Origin of the sequence: Pseudoalteromonas sp. S1609 (assembly GCF_005887255.1) — a bacterium.
In the GTDB taxonomy this organism is placed as follows: domain Bacteria; phylum Pseudomonadota; class Gammaproteobacteria; order Enterobacterales; family Alteromonadaceae; genus Pseudoalteromonas.
The window spans coordinates 16729-33362 of record NZ_PNDJ01000013.1; the positions used below are offsets into that span (position 1 = coordinate 16729).

Annotated in this window: 12 protein-coding genes and 1 pseudogene; 4 read left to right on the forward strand and 9 right to left on the reverse strand. The window is 39.4% G+C overall.

All coding sequences use genetic code 11. The features are described 5' to 3' along the window. Positions 1–493: 493 nt before the first annotated feature. Both CWB76_RS04315 and CWB76_RS04320 read left to right on the forward strand, forming a co-directional pair. Entirely contained in the window at positions 494–892 is a 399-nt protein-coding gene (locus tag CWB76_RS04315; RefSeq protein WP_138605704.1) for a DUF6088 family protein, read from the forward strand. Further along, positions 882–1832 (forward strand): nucleotidyl transferase AbiEii/AbiGii toxin family protein, encoded by a 951-nt coding sequence (locus tag CWB76_RS04320; protein ID WP_138605706.1) that lies wholly within the window; start codon positions 882–884, stop codon positions 1830–1832. The genes CWB76_RS04315 and CWB76_RS04320 overlap by 11 nt, the downstream gene beginning before the upstream one ends. Positions 1833–2344: 512 nt before the next feature. On the opposite strand, the gene CWB76_RS04325 is transcribed toward CWB76_RS04320, so the two are convergent. From CWB76_RS04325 to dgt, 3 genes are all read right to left on the reverse strand, one after another. Beyond that, entirely contained in the window at positions 2345–3193 is an 849-nt protein-coding gene (locus tag CWB76_RS04325; RefSeq protein ID WP_138605708.1) for a substrate-binding periplasmic protein, read from the reverse strand. Positions 3194–3490: 297 nt separating this feature from the next. Further along, positions 3491–4936 (reverse strand): hypothetical protein, encoded by a 1446-nt coding sequence (locus tag CWB76_RS04330; protein ID WP_138605710.1) that lies wholly within the window; start codon positions 4934–4936, stop codon positions 3491–3493. 93 nt (positions 4937–5029) lie between these two features. Next, complete coding sequence (dgt, locus tag CWB76_RS04335; protein ID WP_138605921.1) at positions 5030–6493, reverse strand: dGTPase; 1464 nt, start codon at positions 6491–6493, stop codon at positions 5030–5032. A gap of 153 nt (positions 6494–6646) precedes the next feature. Between dgt and CWB76_RS04340 the strand changes: the two genes are divergently transcribed. After that, a complete protein-coding gene (locus CWB76_RS04340; RefSeq protein ID WP_138605712.1) occupies positions 6647–7861 on the forward strand; it encodes an alkaline phosphatase family protein in 1215 nt (404 codons plus the stop codon). Positions 7862–7980: 119 nt separating this feature from the next. On the opposite strand, the gene CWB76_RS04345 is transcribed toward CWB76_RS04340, so the two are convergent. Both CWB76_RS04345 and CWB76_RS04350 read right to left on the reverse strand, forming a co-directional pair. Beyond that, positions 7981–8724 (reverse strand): zinc-dependent metalloprotease family protein, encoded by a 744-nt coding sequence (locus CWB76_RS04345; protein ID WP_138605714.1) that lies wholly within the window; start codon positions 8722–8724, stop codon positions 7981–7983. Positions 8725–8789: 65 nt separating this feature from the next. Continuing rightward, positions 8790–9503, reverse strand: a complete 714-nt coding sequence (locus CWB76_RS04350; RefSeq protein WP_138605716.1) for a protease inhibitor BamI-like protein — start codon at positions 9501–9503, stop codon at positions 8790–8792. A 367-nt stretch (positions 9504–9870) separates the two neighbouring features. On the opposite strand from CWB76_RS04350, the pseudogene CWB76_RS04355 reads away from it, so the two are divergent. Continuing rightward, positions 9871–11029 (forward strand): annotated as a pseudogene (locus tag CWB76_RS04355) (benzoate/H(+) symporter BenE family transporter). 145 nt (positions 11030–11174) lie between these two features. Here CWB76_RS04355 and hemH read toward each other — a convergent pair. The 4 genes from hemH to CWB76_RS04375 all read right to left on the reverse strand — a co-directional run bounded on the left by hemH (position 11175) and on the right by CWB76_RS04375 (position 16280). Next, entirely contained in the window at positions 11175–12194 is a 1020-nt protein-coding gene (hemH, locus tag CWB76_RS04360; protein WP_138605718.1) for a ferrochelatase, read from the reverse strand. A gap of 73 nt (positions 12195–12267) precedes the next feature. Then, positions 12268–13605, reverse strand: a complete 1338-nt coding sequence (gene nosR / locus CWB76_RS04365) for a response regulator c-di-GMP phosphodiesterase, NosR family (protein WP_138605720.1) — start codon at positions 13603–13605, stop codon at positions 12268–12270. A gap of 81 nt (positions 13606–13686) precedes the next feature. Further along, complete coding sequence (locus tag CWB76_RS04370) at positions 13687–15099, reverse strand: sensor histidine kinase (RefSeq protein ID WP_138605722.1); 1413 nt, start codon at positions 15097–15099, stop codon at positions 13687–13689. Further along, a complete protein-coding gene (locus CWB76_RS04375) occupies positions 15096–16280 on the reverse strand; it encodes an FIST signal transduction protein (protein ID WP_138605724.1) in 1185 nt (394 codons plus the stop codon). The genes CWB76_RS04370 and CWB76_RS04375 overlap by 4 nt, the downstream gene beginning before the upstream one ends. Between the last annotated feature and the right edge of the window lie 354 nt (positions 16281–16634).

The window sequence follows — 16634 nt, forward strand, 5'->3', positions numbered from 1 at the left end:
CGTCGCCAACGCGATATGTATAAATAAAGTAGACGAGTATCGAGTATCGAGTTGCGGGTTTCGAGCCATTAAAAGCTACGCTTTTCACGTCAGCAAGCTTAACGCCTACGGTGGTAAAAATGCTAGGTTTAAGGGAAGTGATTAGGTGCTAGGTTGTGTTTTGCCTGTCGCTCGCGGCTCGTTACCCGCAGCTTTTATTTTCTCATTTGCCCTCATTCACTTCTCTTTGTGCAAATATGGTTTTAAGTGATTTATTCAAAAAGAGGTTATGAGGCGCTGCGCTAAAGAGGTAAGAATAAAAAAATATGTTTCAGGGAAGTAACTAGGCGCTAGGATATTTGCATAAGCTCGATGCACGCAGCCCGTTGTGTGAGGCCGTTATTGAGTTTTTACCTAAAGGATAGTGTGCTATCACTCTTTCAATGTCGTATGTTTGCATTGTTTAGATGTCGTATGTTTGCTATATTTTATCTAAGCAACGAGAGTAATTAATATGACAATAGCAAGTAAAGTAACCACAAGAATAAACCGCTCTAAGCGTTATGTTTTTGAGCGCGCTGATTTTGCTGATATTGCAGGTTACGACCAAGTTGGCCGTGTTTTAAAAAAGCTGGTAGATAGTGGCCAGTTGTTACGCATTGGCTATGGGCTTTATACTAAAGCGCGAGAAAATCGCATTACTGGTAAGTTAATGCCAGCATCACCTGCGGGTGCAGATGGAGTCATTTTAGAAGCTATTGAAAAACTGGGCGTTGAGTACCAGTTTGATGAATTTACACAACGCAGTCTTGAGGGTGAAAGTTTACAAATTCCCGCTTCATTTAAAATAATGACCAATAGCCGGTTTAAGCGTAAAATTGTTGTAAATAATAGCGCTATCAATGCGAGTTGATAGCGATTTATTTTTAGATGTAGCGGATGCTCTTGGTATGGGTAACCCTGCCATTGTTGAAAAAGATTACTATGTAGTTGCACTACTTAAGCTACTTTGTGAGTTATCTTTTGATACGCATTTTTTAGTTTTTTCAGGCGGTACGGCATTAACAAAGTCAGGCATTAAAACTCATAGGATGTCTGAAGATGTTGATATAAAAATCATTCCTAAAGATTTAACTGCTAACACGTCTAAAACTAAAAGAAGAAAGGCTAGAAAAGCGCTCCACTTACAGTTAATTGCTGCAATTAATTCACATGATTATTTTTCTGTAGAAAATACTCCAACTGTTTTTGATGAATATAGATACCAACAAATTGATATTCGCTATCCTCAAGCCCATTCAAAAGCCCCATGTTTACGACCGTTTATTAAATTAGAGCTTATAGAAACATTACTTTTTGATAATGTACAAAGCCGCAATATATCTTCTTTAGTGAACGAGGTAACTCAACAGGCACCAGAAGTGCCGCTGATGGATTTTTCTAGCATTAAGAGTACTCAAGCTGAAAAGTTAGTGTCTATGCTTAGGCGCACAGCGAGCTTTGCACGTGATAATAGAAGAGACGATGATCCTGCGCTAATTCGCCATATTTATGATACGTATTATATTCAACACGCTGGATTGGCGAATGTTCAAGATGTAGTACCTTTAGTGCAAAAAGTCATTGCGGAAGATATTACCCGTTACGGTAATCAGCATTTAGAATTTATGGCAGAACCGATTATTGAACTTAAGTTTGCTTTAAACGTGTTACAAACTAATCCACTCTATGAAACGCGCTTTAATGAATATGTTGTTCCAATGATTTACGGTAGTCATAAATTGCTCTGGCAAGAAGCATTTGATGTATTTAAATCATTTTGCAAAGATGTTTTAAATGATATTGAGCTTTAACCGTCAAATTTGAAAAGTGCTGTATTTTCATAATCACTACACACTAATGCTCGGAGCGCCGAGGTGACAAATGACCACAAAAATATCTGGAATATTTTTGAACACTTTTGCTGAAAGACGCCGAGCGACGAGTTGCGGGTTTCGAGCCAAGCTGCGCTTTTCGCGTCAGCAAGTTGTGCGTCTGCATTGATAAAGGCCGCGGATGTGTTCGTTGCCAGTCGCTTGTTGCTCGAAACCGAAATTGGCGTTTAAAATAATCACAGCTAAAACTGGTTTCTACTATTTCAACTTACCAATTAATACAATGAGGCAATTAAGCATGCTATTCGCCTCATTTTTTGAGGTGAATAATGCGTGAAAGTAACGTAATTTAAAAGCGGTAGTTTTCGCGTCAGCAAGCTTAACGCCTACGGTGGTAAATGCAGCGGGCTTCGAGTGACGAGCAACGAGCTTTTGCTAAAACCTAGCTCGTAGCCCGAAACCCGCGTTCCAAACAATAAAGCCCCGCCAGGTCAGTCAGCCAGGGCGTTATTTGTGGGCTGATAAGCGCCATTATCTAACGCATCAAAGTAGGCTTGATAAAGACCGTTTTGCTTAAATTTAAGTAATTGCTGATTAAAAATTTCAAGCCGCTGTTTACTGTATTTGTTATTTTTAGGGAACATCATAAAGCTTTGGTTTATGAGTAAAGCTTTGGGATGATGGTTAATAGAGCTAAATAAGTTAGGTAACTTACTGGCCAAGATGTAATAGCCGACGCTTTTTTCTTCGGCAAAGGCGTCAATTCTGCCCATAGCTAAGCGTTTAAAGTTTTGCTCTGTGGTACTTACTCGCGACATATCAAATAGACCCGCTTGTAGTGCTTTATCAAACTTTTCGCCATAGCTGTAAGCAAGCCCACCACCGAGTAATAAGCCTTTTAAATCGTTTAGGTTTTGCCAATCAAAAGGGCGTTTTTTGTGATAAAAAAATACAAAACGCTCGTTTAATACAGGTTCACTGTAAAAATAATCCTCAGTGCGTTGTTGTTCAAACATCCATACGGCGGTGGCTGCGTATTTATCATTAATGGTGTCGTGGTAAGCACGCGGCCAAGGTAAAAAGGTAAAGTTAACCTTAATATTGGCTTGTGCAAATAAGTCGGTGATCAAATGGGCAATTACACCTTGGTGAGGCAATGATTCACTCATAAAAGGGGGCCATTCGCCGGTACTTATATTTAAAGTAGTGGTGTGTGTGGATTGCTCGTCTTTAGGTTGAATTGCTTCAATTGCGTTACTGTAATCACTCACCAAAGCCATCAGAAAAAAAGATGCGGTAAAAATAAGGTATCTTAATTTAGCTGATAACATCACGTGCATATGTATAGTTTACTCCTTCTGAGCCATTAGGTTGAGAGTGGTGCTGTTTAAAAAGTAGGCTATTGTAGTGAGTGAAACTGAATGCACGCTTAAACTATACCAATCCGCAATAATACTTAATCATTTTACGGGGCTAAATATGTCGCTACCTGCGTTAAAAAATTCTTTTTTATAACAACTAAATAGAAAACTTTTGCCTAGCTATCAACGCGTTTTTCCAGCCTCAAAATAGACCACTTAATTAAGCGAATTGGTACTAGATTTAAAGCCACCTTTGAATACGTTCAGCGTACTCTATTATTCTTTTGTTTGCATGTTTTTTGCACGTTCTTCAGCTTCAATTAGTGCTTGTGATTTAGGGGCACGTTGTTTTTCTTCTATTTTCGGTTTTTGCGGAGAATTTGGATCCCAACTTTCATCAAGCGATAAGTTAGCAAATGGGTTGCTGCTTTGTGGCGGGATATCAGGCTTAGTGGGTTCAACTGGCGATACTTTTACTTGTTCTGGTTTTATCGCACTTTTTTTAGTGGGCAAGGGCGCATTGGGGTCGAAGGTGCGTATTTCAGGCTCTTTAAAGTCGTGCTCGATAGATGGCGTTAACGGTGAGCGCAGTTGTTTAGGCGAATGTAAGTCTGCCTTTGGCTGTTGAGGCGAAATGGGCTCAGCTGCAATAGGTGCTTCTTTTTTAGCCGCTGGCACAGTCTCGCTAGGCTGATTAACCGGCTTGCGTTGTTTTTTGATTTGTTTGGCTTCAGGGTCAAAGTCTCTTACTTGTGGCTCTGCATGCTCGGTGGCATTTTTTATCCGTTCTAAAGTGGCTTTAGCGGCGGCTTCAAACTCTGCGGTATTCGGTATTTGCTTTACTTTAACGGTGCTTACTTCGCTTGCGTCTAACTCGACACTTTCGGTTGTTGTTTGTTGCTCGTTTTTGCTGGTATCAAGAGTCTTAGATTCATCAATAGCAGTACTACTTTGCTTGTCATCGCACTTAGTAGGAGGAGCAGCTAGTGGCATACTGGTTTCAGCAGACGTGTTATTTTGCTTAACATTGCGCAGGCGCATCAATACAACAACTCCAACTATTACCACCAAGAGTAGCGCCACACTGGGTAATACTAGCGACAACATGTTTGATTCTTTAGGGATTGATGAGGCAACGCCTTTAACTTGCTCAGTGGCATTTACAGTAACCGGCATGGCCGTTTGTAAAGGCTCTACCGTGGTTTTTGTGACAGCTGAAGTTGTGTTGCTTTGGGGGGGTGTTTCAATGCTAAATTGATCATTTTTTAGAGCATCATTTTGTTCTGCTGTTGTTTTATTGGTTTGCGGCTCATTAGGCTCGGTAGTTGCTGCTGGTTCAGTTGTGCTCTGAGTGCGCTCTGTACTTTGATTGGGCGCTGTTGCTAGTTGCTGTATAAGCGGTGACTTAGCTTGCTCTTGCCCAATGGGGGTTACAACTGATGAAACAGGCTCATTTACTTGCTGTTTAGTAATTTTAGGTTTGGGTTGTTCAATAATAGGTTGCGCTTTAGGCTTTGCCGTTGATTGAGTACGTGTAGCCGGATTGCTGCAGTTTTTTTTGTAGTCGCGAGCAGCGTTACGGTACTTTCGGCTGGTTTTGTCATTGCTGTATTGCTGCATTTCTTGTTTTATAAGAATGCACATCGCTTCGTTGTAAGCGCTACTACTAGCACTATAAAACAAAGCAAAACAGAAAAATAAGCAACTCAGTAACGGTTTCATAAAACTCAAAAGCGGTTAAGCATCAATGCCCTAATTTTAAGCGCAAAGTAAAAAATTATCTAGGGCTTAGCAATTTCACGATCTGAGCATGGCTTAGTCAATCACCATTAAGCTACGGTACTCGTCGTAAGCAAATTGGTCGGTCATGCCGCTTATGTAATCTTGGATGAGTCTACATCTGTAATAAAACTCATAAGCCGCAAAGTGGTCGGGCTCTTCTTGCATGGCATTTATGGCGTGCTGATAGCTACTTAAATGTTTTTTAGAGAGCTTTTTAACTAATCGCGATTCTATTAATAAACGGTTGTCGCCATGTAGTGCGCGTTTAAAGTCGTCGCTAGTTAATTGTAGTAATGGCTTATAGCATTCTAGTAGGCCGTTAATAATACGATAGCCTTGTAGTTCGAGCTTTTCGACCTCTTTATGAGAAAATACATGCTCAAGTGCCACTTGCTTAAGGGCTTGGGTTGCAGCATGTAAGTAACTGCGATCTTCTAATAATGCATGATTAAAATCACCATGATAAATTGGCTCTATATTTTCAATAAAGCGTTTTGCGGCATGATTCACTAATGGATGCAGTAACGATACGCGTAAATAAATAAAAAATTCACTATTAAAATTAAAGGGCTGTGCTTGCGCGCGTTCAATAGCGTAATTAATTGCATCATCAACAAAGCTTTGGTGCTGGGTGTCGTTTAGGGCTAAGTTAATTAGCGCTTTTTGATACTGCTTTTTTAATTGTTCGCACAAATGCTGAGTGCTTATTATGTCTTTTTCTACCGCATCTTCTATGTCAGCCAAGCAATAAGAAATATCGTCTGCGGCTTCCATTATGTAACTGGCAGGGTGGCGGCAATGCGGCTCCATTTTTAGCTCTGTTTGTAGTGCTTCTATAAAGCTTTTTTCGCTGTAGTAGTAGCCCACTTTTTTCATAATGTAGTTTTTATTTTGTGGAATATCTTGCTTTGCTAAACTGGCAGGGCGGGTATACTTTAAAATTGCTGCACTTTGGCTGTAGGTTAAATTTAGGCTGAGCAGTGAGTGAATAATACGTATGCCTTGGGCGTTGCCTTCAAAACTGCAAATATCTTGCGCTAAATGTTTAAAAATAATGCCTATACTGCTATTAGCTGTTTGGCAACGCTCAGGCGTAATACTTGCCAAGTTAGCATTAAACCAATTATTAATGGCGGCCTCGCCAAAGTGACCAAACGGCGGGTTACCAATATCGTGCATTAGGCAGGCCATTTCTACTAGGGTTTCTAGCGGGCGTTCTAAGCCGGATAAACCATATTCTTTTTGCTGTTGGTAATTTAGATTGGCAAAAACACGCTGCACGATAAATCGACCAACTTGTTGTACTTCTAATGAGTGAGTAAGACGTGAGCGCACTGCTGCGTTGCGCTCAAGCGGAAATACTTGGGTTTTTTGTTGCAGGCGACGAATGGCTGCGCTGTTAATAATGCGGCCACGATCGCTCTCAAGCGCCATTTGTAAATTGGCTGTAGTGCGCTGCATTCGCGCAGGGGTGATTTTGCTACTGAAGTCGATCATGGCAATCCTTTTATTTTGCACGTTGGGCTCTTATTAAGTGCACAGTTATATTTTTTAGTGAGCCATCTTTAATCTATCAGCATGTATCATAAAGTAACAACTTGCTTTAGTATTATTTTTTATAAAATTAACATACATCTATAGGTGTTTAAAATGAAATTATGGATCACAAAGGCAGTCTGTTTTTGCCTTTTGTTAGGGATGAATAATGCGTTTGCAGCCAAAGAGCAAACGGTTGTTATGATCTCAATTGATGGCTTGCGTTGGGATTATATTGAAAAGCACGGCGCACCCAATTTAAAAGCAATGGCTGAGCAAGGGGTTAGAGCACAAAAAATGCAGCCAGTTTACCCTACAAAAACGTTTCCTAACCATATTTCAGTGATCACCGGTTTACTGCCCGTTAACCACGGTATTGTTGATAATAAGTTCTGCGACAAAGCGCGCAATAATCAATGCTACAGCATGGGTAAAGGCCAAAAAGACAGTACTTGGGTACGTGGTACTCCATTATGGAATTTAGTAAAAATGCATGGGCTTAAATCGGCAGTGTATTTTTGGCCTGAGTCGGATGCGCGCTTTAATGGCATGACGCCTGATTACTATTTTCATTATTCTAAACAAGGTGACTACCAAGACAGAATTGACCAAATTGTACAATGGTTAAGTTTACCTAAGGCGCAGCGTCCACGTTTTGTAGCCAGTTACTTTTCGCTGGTTGATAGCATAGGGCATGAGTTTGGCCCAGATGCAGTACAAACACGTGACGCCGTTCATAAGTTAGATGCATTAATGGGGCAATTACGTACTCGCTTGAGCAAATTATCTCAGGATATTAATTTAGTAATTATTTCTGATCATGGCATGGCAAAGGTTGATCCTGAGCAAAGCATTATTGTCAGCAGTTTACCTAAAGATGATAATTTTATTATTGTGAATACCGGACCTCGTTTACTTATTTATACTAAAAGCGATGCTAAAAATGCGGATATTGATGCATATAAAGCACGCTTACAAAAAGCGGCTAAGGGGCGTTATAGTGTTTTAAGTAGTGAGCAGCTTGAAGGCTACCATTATAATAGCGGTAGTAGAGTGGGTGATATTGTGGTGCAAACCAATGCGCCTGCGGTATTTAGTAACGGTACTAAAGCGCCTTATTTAGGTACACATGGCTATGCTTATAGTGATGATATGGCTGCCTCCTTTATAGCAGCAGGTCCTGCGTTTAAAAATGGGGTAAGTATTGAGCTGGTGAATAATTTAGATATTTATCCTGTGCTTGCCAAAGTAATGGGGTTAACGCTAATGAGTGAAGTAGATAGCGATGGCAAAACTTTACTTCCTGCAATAAAAGCAGGTAATGATTAATCATCAAAAAAGAGCGCCGAGGCGCTCCGCAAGGGAAACTTAATTGGTGTAAATGGGTAATAATTTACCCATTTATTTAATGCTGATTCTTAGAATAAGCTCATTATTTACAATTGAGATTATTTAAAGTTGGCAATACTGGTTTTGGTATCAGTGACGGTACGAATAGCATATGCTTGGTTAGTCACACCAAATGGAATACCGTTTACGCTCCAATTTGGGTTTGAGAAATAATCGTACTGAGTTGCACTACCAAACACATGCGGGTAAGCCATAATACTGGCAAATTCATTTTGTACACCGTGGCCCATACCATCAACATATACACCGCCACTAGTTGCGCCTTGTTTACGAGAGTGTGTCAGACCTTGATTATGACCTAGTTCATGTACGAATGTTGTAGCACCACAATCAACAGCTGTAATTGAGTACATACGATCGCTCATTGAGCTGTATAAATTGCCATTTGTGCCTTGACCAACCCAAGCAATACCACATGAAATTAAACCGCTACCCGCACTTTGGCCTGTACCTAGTACGGCTACCATGTCTGCTTTCCAATCATTACGTAAACCATTTACGTAGCTGCTATTTGTCACGGCGTCTAGCCAATCTTCTGAAGGGGTTATTGCATGGTTGCCTAAGTTTTGAGAACCGACTAAACGCAGTGTTATATCAACGCCATTTTGACTATATACTTGATTACTAAAAGCAATAAGCTGATTAATTTTAGTATTAATATTGCTGGTAGCGGCAGCTGATTGGTCGGTATATAAAATACCAATATCAATTGTTTCTGCTGATACTGTGCTAGCGGCACATAATGCCGTTGCAATAGCGGCTGTTGATATTATTTTTTTCATAGTCGTATTTCCTTTCTTTTGTAATTGCAGTTTTACTGCTGAGTCATCTTGGTTGAGGTTAAAAATTAAATAGAGGGTGACTTTTCATCACTGGGTGCAAACGGATCTCCACCATCAGTATTTTTTGACGAGGGTTCACTTACTTGGTGTTCTATATGTGATTTGTATAAGTCACGCTTTGCTGCAATCCAGCCATATTGTCCTTTGCTTTCAAAAACATAATTGCCACTTGGGGCAGTAAATTGACCATAAACCGCGTCATTACCAACGGTTAATATAGTGGTATGCAACACTCCATTAGCACCAATCACTTGGCCAACAATACTTTTATCGCCGTTACTGGCATTGGTAACATTCGTTATTTCAGCGCTGTAGGTTTCTGCGGTTTGCGGTATAGCTAGGTCAAAATTATCCCCTGCTTCAAGGGTTTTAAGTGCTGCTAAATTAAATTCTATATAGGCTTCATTTTGTAAATCGGTAGGCAGTACTTTTGCCGCTTTAAGTATTTCTTTTGCCTTGGTTGAAGGTTTATTGATTGCGTCAAATGAGTTTTCAATAACGGCTAACTTTGCTTTTGAAGGGGCGCCTTTTATAGGATCTTTACTCATATCGATTGGTAATGGCTTACGTGTTTGTTTTGCAAATTCAGAATCAACAGGAACGATATCAATAGCTATGGGGGCTTCTACCTCATCGGTTTTATTCTGATTATTAAGCAGCGTATATATGGCAAATACAGACAAAGGAATAGCGATAATTAAAACAATGTAACGTTTCATCTGTTTCTCTTTTAGGGTAATTAGTGAAATAATTGTTAAGTTTTATATTAAAAATAGGATGAGATCAAATTTAAATTGTAACCATAAAGTGTTAATGGGGTTTTTTATAACTCATTGTAAGTATTTACTTTGCCTTTTTTTGGTATGTGTTTTTAGCTTAAAAATTACGGCTTTTTACAGCAATAATGCGCTCTGCGGCTTGTTTTTAGGTACGCGTTTATTTTTTAAATGGCAATGATTTTGATAGGCAAAAATTGATCAATAAAAAAATTTATTAACGTGATGTTTTTTCATATTCATTATTCAAAATTGCAATGTAAAAATAGGCAAAGTATGTTGTAACGTTAAAGCATGAAATGAGGGAATTATGGCAGGGACTGATCAATTACTTAGTCGCACTATGGCGGGACTTGTTGCCGTTATTATTGGTTTTTCAAGTTCGATAGCATTGATTTACCAAGTGGTGATCACTTTAGGTGGCACACCTGACCTAGTGGCAAGCTGGATATTAATGCTGGGCTTGGTGATGGGCAGTACCTCTATTGTGTTGTCGTTTTATTATAAAGTGCCGATTTTAATTGCATGGTCGACCACAGGGGCTGCACTACTGATTTCAAGTGCTCAAGGCTATAGCTTACATGAAGCGATAGGCGCATTTATGTTATCAGCCTTTTTGGTGCTGGTGTTGGGAGTAACCGGGTGGTTTGAAAAAATCATGAACCGTATTCCTAGTGAACTGGCTTGTGCCATGTTAGCGGGAGTATTAGTGACATTTGGCATTGATGTGTTTAACTTTATGAACGATATGCCATTAGTTATTGGTTTTAATGGTGGTGGTGTACTTTATTGGTAAGCGCTTTTTTGCCCGTTTTGCGATGCTAAGTGTGTTGCTAGCGGGTATATTTTTAGCGTGGTATATGGGTAATATCGATACCAGTACCGTGCATTGGCAAGCCAGTAGTTTTGCATATATAGCGCCAAGCTTTAGTTTGCAGGCATTTGTAAGTATAAGCATTCCTTTATACATAGTAACTATGACCTCACAAAACTTACCCGGTTTCGCTATTTTGAAAGCACATAATTATAAAGCGCCTATATCATCGTCATTAACTGTGACCGGGTTAATAAATTGTGTGACGGCTCCCTTTGGCACTTATTCTATAAATTTAGCAGCCATAACAGCGGCTATTTGTATGAGCGAAGAGGCTGATAAAGACCCTGATAAGCGTTATTGGGCAAGTATTGCTGGTGGCGTGTTTTATATAATAATGGCGCTATGTGCGGCTATGCTTGTGGCAATTGTGGCAAGCTTGCCACAAGCATTGGTGTTAGCGTTGGCGGGTATTGCTTTGTTTGGCACTATTGCCAATAGTTTACAGCAGTCTTTGCATAGTGCTGAATATACTGAAGCGGCTATCATTACTTTTTTAGTCACTGCCTCAGATTTAACTTTATGGTCGGTAGGCTCTGCCTGCTGGGGAATAATAGCCGGGGCAATCACATTAATAGTGACACGTAAGCGCTAAGCGAAGCTTTGAGTTATAAGTTGTCAGCTATCAGAAAGTGATACAAGAGAAAGCGCGAGATATACTCGCGCCTATAAGCTTTCACCGCACTTGGCTAATCTCCAGCTGAACGCTGAGAGCTAAAACCTAACCGCTGCTCTCTTTTTTATAGCATTGGCTTTAATACATCGAACATGGCGTCTATATGATCGTCACGATCGTTTAGAGCTGCAATGTATCGGTATTTCTCGCCGCCAGCTTCTTCAAAAATTTCGCGGTTTTCACCTTCTAATTCTTCAAGTGTTTCTAGGCAGTCGGCGCTAAATGCAGGGCTTATAATTGCGATATCTTTAATTCCTTCGCCAGGTAAGCTCTCAAGAGTTGCATCTGTATATGGTTTTAACCATTCAGCTTTACCAAAGCGACTTTGAAAAGTAGTGATCACTTTATCTTTGTCTAGCCCTAGTTTTTCAACCACTAATCGTGTTGTTTGTTGACATAGGCAATGATAAGGGTCGCCATTATCTAAAAACTGTTTAGGCATACCGTGGTATGAAAACACCATTTTTTGTGGCATTCCATGTTTTTCTAAATCTTCACTAATACTATTAGCGAGTGACTCAAGGTACACTGTATTTTTGTGATACCCGTTTACAAAGTGCAGCTCTGGTACCCAGCGCCATTTTTTTAATACATTGGCAACTGCATCAAATGTGGAGCCTGTAGTTGGGCTTGAATACTGCGGATAAAGTGGCAGCACAATAATACGGGTTAAACCTTTGTCTCTAAGCTCTTCAAGGCCCGCTTCGATTGATGGGTTACCATAGCGCATCGCCATAACCACTTCGGTGTTGGTATAGCCATGCTGTTTTAATAAGGCATTTAATTTAAGGCTTTGCTGGCGCGTAATATGAGTTAGCGGCGAGCCATTTTCGGTCCATATACTTTTATATAACTTAGCTGAGCGTTTTGGACGAATGCGTAAGATAATGCCATGGAGAATTATCATCCACACAATGCGTGGAATTTCTACAATGCGTGGATCAGATAAAAACTCACGCAAGTAAACACGTAATGCGCTTGCTGTGGGGGCATCTGGGCTGCCTAAGTTGGTCAGTAATATTCCCGTTTTTTGGTTAAAACGCCCGTCGTGGGGATTATCGGTAACGGCAGAAAATCGCGACACGTTGTGCTCCTTCAAGCAAAGTTATTAATTTATTTAAGCCCATTGTAACGAATAAAAGAGCAATTTAGATCAATCATTTAGCCGTTTTAACCATAATTCTAAACGGAGTCGGCTTTTTGGCTTCGAGTTGTTGTAGCTTAACAATCGATTTTGAATTGAAAACATGCTCTTTGGGTAAAAGCATAATGCCTGTATGGCTGTGTAGTGAGTTTGCCAGTGTCATATTTTCTTCAAGCTCTTGAGCGCAAATTATTTTAATTGAGCCAATAGAACTATCAGAGGTAATTAATTTAGTATGGCTTGCTTCAAGTGCATCGACAATACGCGGGTGATATAAGCTACCACTATTGGCCTTAATATTACCGAGCGCCGCCTCATGGCGTTGTTTTGTTGTAAGTAATGGATCGCTTTGCTCATAATGCTCCCAGTAATCGCGAGCTACGCTGAGCACCATAGCACCAATGGGGATATCGTTTTTAGCAAGTCCTTTGGGGATACCTTGGCCGTTGTATCGCTCGAACTGGTGATAAATTGCATCAGAAACATCGCTCAAGTGAGTCGCTGGCATGAGCATTAATTGTGAAATACTCGGGTGGGTGTAAAACGTTTTGCGCTGTACTTCATTAAGTTCGTTAATAGGTTTGTTGTAAAGCTCAGGATCCATTGCAAGTAAACCAATTTGAGCTAAATATCCTGCAATAGGCGCAAGCGTGATACTTCTTTGCGATACATTAAGGTAACGCGCTATTTGCGTGCATGTGCCGGCAATGTTCTCTGCTCTTTTACCATCGAGATACGGATTTGCATTAATAAAATTATAAAGCAGTTCAACAGTCGATTGATGCTCTCTTTTTTCACTTTCATTAGCGACTTCTAGTTTTTTTAATACACTTCTAATTTGATTTGTTCGTTTATCGACCAGCTGCTCTAAATTAGTATTGAGCTCTTTTAGTTGCTGGTTCTGAGATTTTACATGCTGTTGTAAAATTTCATTTTGCTTTTTTAGTCTAAATTTTTCTACGCCTGACTGGATTACACTTACTAAGTGATCATTTTGCCAAGGTTTTTGCACATAAGCATGAATACCCCCTTCGTTAACCGCACTGATTGTTGACTCTAAATCGGAAAAGCCAGTTAACAAAATGCGTTGGCTATCGGGGGCGAGCTTTCTGGCTTTGGCTAAAAACTCTGCCCCGCTCATGTGTGGCATGCGCATGTCGCTTATTACGACGTCAAACTCTTTACTTTGCATTTTTTCAAGTGCATCTTGGCCATTGGTTGAAACACTCACATCAAATTTATATTGACGAAGTAAGCGTACTAAAGATTTGAGTACATTAGCTTCATCGTCCAAGCATAAGATGCTCGGAGGCTGTTGATTTAGCTGTTCTAATTGGGCAATGTCTGTCATTTATCTTCTTACCACCAATATAATTATAAGTTTAATTTAGTCTAAGCTTTGGCTGTAAACAACTGATAATATATTAAAAATTCACTCTTTAGCGATTTTTTTTGCATTTAAAATACTCAATGCATCGTCAGTTAATATCGGCTTTTTAGGTAAGGTGATATTAAAAATAGTGCCTTGGTTTAACTGGCTTTCAACTCGAATTTGACCACTGTGTTGTTCTATTATTGCTTTACTTATAGCAAGCCCTAACCCTGTGCCTTGGCCTATTGGTTTTGTAGTATAGAAAGGGTCAAAAATTTTATTTAATTTGTCCTCCTTAATTCCACTACCATTATCGGCAATCGTTATATAGGCATTTTTTTTATCGGCTTTAGTAGTAATAGTGATCACCCCAGCTTTGTCGCAAATAGCTTGAGCGGCGTTAAAAAATAAATTTAAAAACACTTGAGAGAGTTGGGTCGAACGACCAGTGATGATGATTGGTTCTGTATTGTAGTGCTTTTCGACCTTGGCACTGTATTTAATTTCGCTCCAGGCAACACGTAATGTATTATCAATAAGCTCAGTTATATTGATATCGCCAATTTTAGTTTGATCTGGATGAGCAAATTGCCTTAACCCTTGAACAATCTCTTTAACGCGATCAGCCCCTTCAGTCATTTCAGCAATGATATCGCTTGAGTCTGATTGTAATTCATCAAATTGAAAATGTTGTAACAAATCTGCTAATGTTTGCTGCGTTATGACACTCTCTGTCTTAAGAGCGTTAATGAAATGGCTAAATTGCTCAAGGTTGTATGCCAAATTTTGAATGTTACTAACTATGTAACTTAAAGGATTATTTATTTCATGCGCAACGCCTGCCGCCATTTGCCCTAACGAAGCCATTTTTTCAGAGTTAATTAACACTTGCTCGATGTTATTTTGTTTTTCCTCCATTTCTTTTTGTTTAACAAGTAAGTTTCGTTTTTCAAATTGTGAAATCGTATTACCTGCAAAACTGACAAAGCGCTGCATTAAAGTAATATCATGCTGATTAAACGCGCCAATTTTTTCAGAAAAAATATAGAGCTGGTAGCTCTCTGTACTTGTATTTACTGGAGTGGTGAGCATGGCATATTGCGAATGCCAAAAAGGGTCGGTTACTTGCCAATTAGGGAGTTGATGTAAGTTAAATATATTTTTAATATTTCTATCGGGTCTATTAAGTACTTCCAGCTGGGTAATTATTGCATCGCTATTCGGATGCGACGCTGTAATTAACGTAGCCATTACATCTTTTGGATTTATTTTAATTAAAATAGCCGCAGAAAAGGCAATGGCCTGATGCAAAATATCAAAAAACTCAGTGAGTAAGGTTTCTGTGTTGTCGTTTTTTAAGATTATATCTAGACCATTTAAAATCAAGCTATTAAAGGCACGGTTTTCTTCAAGTGCTAAATTATGAACTTGTAATAAGTGTAGCTTTTCTAACAGTATTTCATTGTTACTCATATTGGGTCACCAAAAATTTCGCATGAGATCATTAAGTTACCATGTTTACTGGTCGCATCGCTGAATGTCCCGAGCTCCCCGAAAGTAAAGCCTATAATAAACGGAATAGTGGGAAGTTGTGTTTCAATAGATTGCTTTACTTCGTGCATTGCCTCTTTAATTGATAGCATACAACCACCGCAAAAAATAATAACACCACCGGTAATATTTTTTATAGCATGGAGTTCTGCCAATTTAGTTAATGAGGTGACAACCATATCAGCTCGCTTTATTAATTGCTCTGGGCTTCCTGAGGCAAGGTAAACCGTATCGCCAACATGTAGGTTAGAAAATAATTCTAACGATCCATTTTTTGCTATAGCTGGATGACTTAACAATAATCGTGGGATTTCATCATTTGAAGCAAGAGCTCTTGATAGCGGGGTCATTGCTGATTGGGCAAGTATATTTCCCGCTTTTAACTGTCCAAACCCTAGGTTTTTACGCCATTGATTATAAACATCAAAAGCGGGCTGGTTATCGATTGTTTTTAATAAACGTCCTTCAATATTGGTAACTATGCCCTGCTGGTTGGTTATATCGTAGCCTGAACTATAAAAGCCGAATGTTTCTACAGACGGATATAACACCGCAATGATAAAACCTTGTTGGTATACATTTTTAGTATCGCTGAAACACCACTTTGCCGAAATGTCGTTATCAGCGCAACTTCCTCCAAAAACAGGTATACGCTGCCCAATAGCATCTTGGATTCCTTGTAGCACTAGTTCTTCGTTCCCTGGGACTTGAAAGCACCAGACCATTTTTGGGGCGAGTCCTGTTTGGCCTGCATTAGCAATAGCTCTGAGTACAGTGTTAGCTGCATTTTCTCTTAGGTTATTAGTTGTATTGCAACTGGCAATTCCATAATGACCCGTTGAGTCTTTGATAGAGAATAAACTAATACTTTGCTCATTTAACGATAAATTTTTTTCGGTTGATGAGCCAAGACAGGAAGAGATGATTAAGCAATTTTGAGTGTTTTTTATCAAGTTGGGCTGGCTATTATAAAGATATTTAATGGTATCGGTTGTAGCAAACCCGAGCAGTAAATCGGGACTGTTGTTTGTAAACTGACTTACAGGTTTGATAAATTTATCTATATCGCTGCCGTGAGTGTGAAAAGTTTCAATGGCGAACATAGATGCCCCTTGGTAATAATAGCCACAACGCTGGATGTTTTTAACTAAAAATAATCACTTAGAATTTATTCTAGACTATTATTATATAAAGTGAACTGGATGGCTTATTTTTAGACAGTATCATTTTTGTTTAAGTTGTATCTAGTGATTGCAATCACTTATTAATGATAGAAACCTTAAACCAATATAGGTGATCTGAAAAGGTATCAGTTAGATAGACAGTTACAGCTAAGTGGCATTATTGCGTATGTAGTTAGATACAACATACTTGTGCTGATGTGAACATTCTTGGTTGCTTAGCAAAGGGTACTTAGAAGAACAATCAAGTTAGCAAGAGTACAACCCCATTTTGAG

What these genes read in the sequence shown, in the direction of transcription:
- CWB76_RS04325 (WP_138605708.1), bottom strand. Translation starts at nt 3,193, where the DNA reads ATGCACGTGATGTTATCAGCTAAATTAAGATACCTTATTTTTACCGCA.
- CWB76_RS04320 (WP_138605706.1), top strand. Translation starts at nt 882, where the DNA reads ATGCGAGTTGATAGCGATTTATTTTTAGATGTAGCGGATGCTCTTGGT.
- CWB76_RS04370 (WP_138605722.1), bottom strand. Translation starts at nt 15,099, where the DNA reads ATGAGTAACAATGAAATACTGTTAGAAAAGCTACACTTATTACAAGTT.
- CWB76_RS04345 (WP_138605714.1), bottom strand. Translation starts at nt 8,724, where the DNA reads ATGAAAAAAATAATATCAACAGCCGCTATTGCAACGGCATTATGTGCC.
- CWB76_RS04315 (WP_138605704.1), top strand. Translation starts at nt 494, where the DNA reads ATGACAATAGCAAGTAAAGTAACCACAAGAATAAACCGCTCTAAGCGT.
- CWB76_RS04330 (WP_138605710.1), bottom strand. Translation starts at nt 4,936, where the DNA reads ATGAAACCGTTACTGAGTTGCTTATTTTTCTGTTTTGCTTTGTTTTAT.
- dgt (WP_138605921.1), bottom strand. Translation starts at nt 6,493, where the DNA reads ATGATCGACTTCAGTAGCAAAATCACCCCTGCGCGAATGCAGCGCACT.
- nosR (WP_138605720.1), bottom strand. Translation starts at nt 13,605, where the DNA reads ATGACAGACATTGCCCAATTAGAACAGCTAAATCAACAGCCTCCGAGC.
- CWB76_RS04340 (WP_138605712.1), top strand. Translation starts at nt 6,647, where the DNA reads ATGAAATTATGGATCACAAAGGCAGTCTGTTTTTGCCTTTTGTTAGGG.
- CWB76_RS04375 (WP_138605724.1), bottom strand. Translation starts at nt 16,280, where the DNA reads ATGTTCGCCATTGAAACTTTTCACACTCACGGCAGCGATATAGATAAA.
- CWB76_RS04350 (WP_138605716.1), bottom strand. Translation starts at nt 9,503, where the DNA reads ATGAAACGTTACATTGTTTTAATTATCGCTATTCCTTTGTCTGTATTT.